Origin of the sequence: Streptomyces sp. NPDC012935 (genome assembly GCF_042900345.1) — a bacterium.
Taxonomy (GTDB): domain Bacteria; phylum Actinomycetota; class Actinomycetes; order Streptomycetales; family Streptomycetaceae; genus Streptomyces.
Genome location: NZ_JBIBBC010000027.1, coordinates 99272 through 105271, shown reverse-complemented (window position 1 = coordinate 105271; position 6000 = coordinate 99272). Strand labels below are relative to the sequence as shown.

The window sequence follows — 6000 nt, the reverse complement described above, 5'->3', positions numbered from 1 at the left end:
AGGGTGGTGCGTGACGCGTACTGCCTGCGGCGGCCTGTGGCTGTTGGGTGGGGGTTCGCGTAGCGCCCGCGGGTGTGTGGTGGGTCGGGGCCGTGGGGGGGGGGGGGGGGGGGGCGGGCCGCGGGGGGGGGGGGGGGGGGGGGGGGGGGGGCGGGGGGGGGGCCCCCCCCCCCCCCCCGCCTCTCATTGCGCTGCGACGGGCTCAGTCCGTGAGGTGGGGCTGGGGGGCCGGCCGCCGGCCAGGCCGGTGCGTTTCGGCGGGCCCGGCGCCCGACAGGTTCTTGCCCTCGACGTCCAGGTTCGGCAGCAGCCGGTCGAGCCACTTGGGCATCCACCAGGCCCTGTCTCCCAACAGGGCGAACAGCGCAGGTACCAGAGTCATCCGCACCACGAAGGCGTCGAAGAGGACGGCGACGGCAAGACCGAAGCCGATCATCTGGATGAAGTCGTTGTCCTCCACGATGAATCCGGAGAACACAGCCGTCATGATCAGCGCGGCCGCACCGACCACCCTGCCGCCGTACTGGAAGCCCGTCACCACCGCCTCGCGTGTGGGCGCGCCGTGGGAGTAGGCCTCGTGCATGCGCGTCACCAGGAACACCTCGTAGTCCATGGCGAGACCGAAGACGACGCCGATCATGAAGATCGGCATGGTGCTCATCACCGGGCCGGGCTGGTCGACGCCGAAGACCTCGGAGAGCCAGCCCCACTGGAACACCGCGACGACCGCGCCGAGGGCGGCCGTCACCGAGAGCAGGAAGCCCAGCGCCGCCTTGAGGGGCACGAGGACCGACCGGAACGCCACCATCAGAAGGAGGAACGCCAGCCCGACCACCACGGCCAGATACGGCAGCAGCGCCTTGTCGAGGGTCTGGGAGAAGTCGATGAACATCGCCGTCTGGCCGGCCACCAGCACCGCGGCGCCCGACTTGCCCTCGATACCGTCCGCGAGTCGGCGCAGGTCCTTGACCAGCGTCTCGGTCTTCGTGTCACTCGGGCCCGTGGCCGGAACGACGTTGAGGATGGCGGTGTTGCCCGCGTCGTTGAAGGACGGCGGGCTCACGGAGACGATGCCCTTCTGTGCCGCCACGTCCGAACGCACGGTGGTTGCCGTGGACTTGGCGTCCCGGCCCTCGACGACGACCGTCAGCGGCCCGTTGAAACCGGGTCCGAAGGACTCCGTGAGCATGTCGTACGCCTTGCGCTGCGTGGTGTGCGGAGCCATCGTGCCCTCCGAGGGCAGGCCCAGCTGCAGACTGGCGGCCGGTACGGCGGCCGCGCCGAGGCCGGCCACGCCGATGAGCAGCACGGTGACGGGGCGGCGCAGCACGACTCCCGCCCAGCGAGTGCCGAGGTTCGGCTTCTGGCGGCCCGCCCGCTTGGCGGCCTTGCGCTGCTGGCGAGCCGACAGCGGCTTGCCGCGCTGCGCTGCGCGGTCCCTGCGGCGCAGCACCTTGACGGGTGCGAACCCGAGCAGCGCGGGCACGAGCGTGATCGCGACGATCACCGCCACGGCGACGGTGCCGGCTCCGGCGAGACCCATCTTGGTGAGCATGGGGACATTGACGACGGCCAGTCCGGCGAGGGCGACGACGACGGTGAGACCGGCGAACACCACCGCCGAGCCCGCCGTACCGACGGCTCGTCCCGCGGCCTCGGCGCGCTCCCTGCCCTCGTCGATCTCGGAGCGGTAGCGGGAGATGATGAACAGCGCGTAGTCGATGCCGACCGCGAGACCCAGCATCAGGGCCAGCGTCGACGTCGTGGACGACAGTCCCAGCGTGCTGCCCAGGGTGACGATGCCGCAGATGCCGACGGCGACACCGATGAACGCGGTGAGCAGCGGCATGCCGGCGGCGACCAGGGAACCGAAGGTGATCAGCAGCACGACGGCGGCGACGAGGATGCCGATGGCCTCACCGGAGCCCATCGAACCCTCCGGCGGCAGCGCGTCTCCGCCCATCTCCACGACGAGGCCGGAGGCCCGCCCGTCCCGTGCCGCGTCGAGCAGCGCGTCATGGGCCTGTTGGTTGATCTGGGTGGGGCCCACTTCGTAGGCGACCGACCCGTAGGCGGTGGTGCCGTCCTTGCTGACGGCCTGACCGGTGAACGGGTCGACGACCTGATCGACCTGCGGCGACTTGGCGAGATCCGCGAAGAGCGCCTGGACCTCGGCCTTCCTGGCCGGGTCGGTGATCTTCGCACCGTCGGGCGCCCGCACGACGACGCGGGCTTCGGCGCCGTCGGCGCTGAACTCCGGGAACCTCTTCTGCAGCAGGTCGTACGTCTTCTGCGTCTCGGTACCCGGCATCGTGAAGGTGTCGGCGGGCAGCGGAGGGGCGGAGGCCGCGGCGACACCCGCACCGATGAGGACGACGAGCCACAGCAGCAGTGTGGTGCCTCGTCGGCGGAAGGAGAAGCGTCCTAGTTTGTAGAGGAATGTGGCCACGGTGGTCGTGCTCCTAACGAACGAGCGGATGGTCGGGACCGAGTGGGGGAGCCGGGGGAGCCGGGGGAGGGGCGACGGCCGTGCGGCCGACTGTCGTCATGAGCGCTGTTGGGTCGGGGCCGAGCGATCGTCGTCGCTCGGGAGGGGGCAGCCGTTGACGGTCTGGAAGAGTTCGTCGAGCGCGGCCGTGTGCGCGGTGAGGGCCTCGGCGTCGAGGGAGGCCTCGTCGTGTCGCGCGAGAACGGCCCGCAGGGTCGGCAGGCCGCCGTCGGTGGGTATGTACAGGGCGCGTGCCGCGGGGTCCGCGGTCGCGGTGGGGAACACGCGGGCGGCGGCCTCGACGCTGCTGACGTCCGGGAACTGAAGGCGGATGTGGCCTCCGGGGACGGGACCTTCGGCGTGCTCGATGTCGTCAGTGCCGGACGGGGAGGTCTGCCCGGCCGCCGCGGTCACCTCGAACCGGGGCTCCAGGCCCTGCAATCGCACGGCGACCGTGGTGGCTGCCAGAAGCTGGCTGACCTGGTCCATGGCCTCCGACAGCACATTGAGCAGGGTGAGCCGGACAGCCGACTCCATGGTCGCGGTCAGCCGGTCGGCCAGGGCGAGACTGTCCGCCCCGCCTGCCTCTGCCGCGGCCATCAGCTCGTGCCGGAGGTGGTCGACGAACGGCGTGAGATCCATGACGCCAGTATGGCGCAGATGTGGCGCCATGTGTGATCCGGGTTGTTGGCATGGCGATGTGGTTGGCTGAAAGGGCGCTGCCGTTCCGGGGTCGCCGAAGGCTCCATAAAGGCCCTGTCGCATGGCCTTGAGCTCGATGGCGTGGGTGGTTCAGGTTGGCGCCATGACGTGACGGCGTGGCGCAGGGGTGGGACAGTTCTGTCCGAAAGGAGCCGGTGCTGAGGGTCGGCGCGGCATCGATGCGGAGCGGGGGCGCCCTGATGACGCCACGACGGGGTCCTGATGCCCCGTCAGGCAACGGTCCCCTCGAACTCGTCGGGCACGACCATCGTGCCGATCCCTTCATCCGTGAAGATCTCCAGCAGGACCGAGTGCGGGACGCGGCCGTCGATGACCCGGGCCGTGGTCACACCGCCCCGGACCGCGTGCAGGCAGCCCTCCATCTTCGGCACCATGCCGGAGCTCAGCTCCGGCAGCAGCTTCTCCAGTTGCGAAGCCGTGAGGCGGCTGATCACCTCGTCGGAGTTCGGCCAGTCCTCGTACAGGCCCTCCACGTCCGTGAGGACCACCAGCGTCTGCGCGCCCAGCGCGGCGGCGAGCGCCGCGGCCGCCGTATCGGCGTTGACGTTGTACACGTGATGGTCGTCCTGGCTGCGGGCGATCGAGGAGACGACCGGGATCCGGCCGTCGGCCAGCAGCGCCTCGATCGCACCGGTGTCGACGTCGGTGATCTCACCGACCCGCCCGATGTCGACCGGCTCACCGTCGATCTCCGGCTGGTGCCGGGTGGCGGTGATGGTGTGCGCGTCCTCCCCCGTCAGCCCCACGGCCAGCGGACCATGCCGGTTGAGCAGCCCGACGAGCTCGCGCTGCACCCGCCCGGCCAGCACCATCCGTACGACGTCCATCGCGTCCTCGGTGGTCACCCGCAACCCGGCCCTGAACTCACTGACTATCCCGTGCTTGTCCAGCGCGGCGCTGATCTGCGGGCCGCCACCGTGCACCACCACCGGCTTCAGCCCGGCATGGTGCAGGAACACCACATCCTGCGCGAACGCGGCCTTCAGCTCCTCGTCCACCATGGCATTGCCGCCGAACTTGACCACGACCGTCTTGCCTTTGTGCCGCACCAGCCACGGCAAGGCCTCGATGAGGATCTGCGCCTTGGGTAATGCGGTCGCCGCCGCGATGGGCACGGTTGGCTCCTTCGGTGAGTTCTCTGCGCTGCCGGAATTCCCGCATTTATTCGAGGTGCGTATCCGGTGAAGTGAAGCCAATTGATTGCGACCGGGTGCAGGCCACTCGCAATTCGCGGGAGTGTTACCCGGTAGCCGAGTTGTCCGTCGGGTACCGGTCGAGTGTCCCGTCGACAGGACAGCAGTTCGGCGGCATGCCCCTGATCGGAAAAGGAGAATCTCAGATGTGCGTGCCGGTAATCCCGGACGCGGAAAGGGACGGTGAAAGGACTACTGGTTTGTCCGGCCTGCGCCAGGGCGGACACCGGGACCCGCACCCGTGCGGGGTGGGTGCGGGTCCCGACTGATCCGCTCAGGCGCTGATGCCGGCCTTCTCCTGCATCTCCTTGAGCGTGCGCTCGGCAGCGTTGTCGAGCGTCGCGAGCACCCACTCCTCGAAGTCGATGCCCGACTGTTCCGCCGCCTTGTGCCACCACTGCAGCCGATTGCCGGGCACCGCGAGCTTGCGAGTGGGCTCGGCCGATTCCCCGTCGGTCGTGCCGTTCTCGCAGGCCATGCGAATGGCACTGCGCAGCTGCTTCGTCGTCCACTTCAGCTGTTCGGCGCGGTCGAGCCACCGATCCTGTTCCTCGGTGGGTAATGAGGCGATTTCAGCGTGGTGCTGGAAGCTCAGTGCGGGGCGCCTGCGGTCCAGCTCGAAGCGCCGTGAGACCCATGCGTAGTTGCGCAGGGTCTGGTACTGCAGCCCCGCCGCCCGGATGCCGCGCTGATAGCGGTCGCCGTAGTGGTCCTTGCCGTAGACGAGCCAGTCGCCCAGCCACCAGGAGGAGGAGTTGAGAATCCCGGACAGCTGGCGTCCGGCCCGCTCCCAGTCGTCGAAGGGCAGGCCGCCGGGTATCTGCAGGCCCACCTTGGTCGTCAGTACCTGGCTGCGTGCCTCGTCGGCGTTGAGTCTTCGGTGCCGTGCTCCCGCGTCCGGTTTCTTGCGGAACTGCACGACCTTGGAGCCGTCGAGGCCGCTGGCCTGATTGGTCATCGTGTCTCCATGTGAACGTACATCGAGCGGACGAGGACATCGCCAGCCGCTCCTGAACAGGCGGAACACCATGTCTCTCAGGGAGTCATGTCCATGGGACGGCGACGTGACCGGCGACGTCGTGTGCGGGTGATACGCCGGTCGTCGGCCGACTGCCCTCCAGGGGGCAGGACCGGGCTGCCGCAGCCCTCAGCCGAATCGGTTCGCCGCCGTCGGCGGTCGGAACCCGCGCCCTACGGCATGTCCGCCGGCGCAGCGCTGAGCGCCCCCGGCCGGCACCGGAACAGATACGTTCGACAACTCGCCCCGTTTGCCTCGACCACTAGTCCCCCTAGTCATGGCGGATGTAAGCCGTCGAAGTGGCGGATCGATCCGGCTCCTTCGAACGGCGTTTCCTAGTAGAACCCTAGGTTGCTTCCTTTTTCAAGGAAAGATAGCGCCATTGGATGCCCATTTATGCAGACCATACAACGCTGTTTTCCGGCAGCCCGGAGCAAACCCGCGGAGTGCTTCATTCCGCAACTTTGGAGAGGTGAAAAGGTTACCTACATGACGGGGTTGTCCGGTCGCCGTTCGGAAAGGGCCATGTGCGATAACGGGAGAGAAATGCCCCCAATCGGCGCCATGGCGTCATGAGT

At 68.8% G+C, this 6000-nt stretch carries 4 protein-coding genes; all 4 read right to left on the bottom strand.

Annotated elements, in window-relative coordinates; genetic code table 11:
* Positions 1–202 precede the first annotated feature (202 nt).
* Positions 203–2449 carry an MMPL family transporter gene (locus ACFY5C_RS38735; protein WP_389454276.1) on the bottom strand — a complete coding sequence of 749 codons (2247 nt, stop codon included), beginning with the start codon at positions 2447–2449 and terminating at the stop codon, positions 203–205.
* A 96-nt stretch (positions 2450–2545) separates the two neighbouring features.
* Positions 2546–3130: a hypothetical protein gene (locus tag ACFY5C_RS38730; protein ID WP_389454273.1), complete on the bottom strand. Its 585-nt coding sequence runs from the start codon at positions 3128–3130 to the stop codon at positions 2546–2548.
* Positions 3131–3420: 290 nt separating this feature from the next.
* Positions 3421–4326, bottom strand: a complete 906-nt coding sequence (gene argB, locus ACFY5C_RS38725) for an acetylglutamate kinase (protein ID WP_389454270.1) — start codon at positions 4324–4326, stop codon at positions 3421–3423.
* 352 nt (positions 4327–4678) lie between these two features.
* Positions 4679–5362, bottom strand: coding sequence for an LmbU family transcriptional regulator (locus ACFY5C_RS38720; RefSeq protein WP_389454267.1), 684 nt, complete (start codon positions 5360–5362; stop codon positions 4679–4681).
* Positions 5363–6000 lie beyond the last annotated feature (638 nt).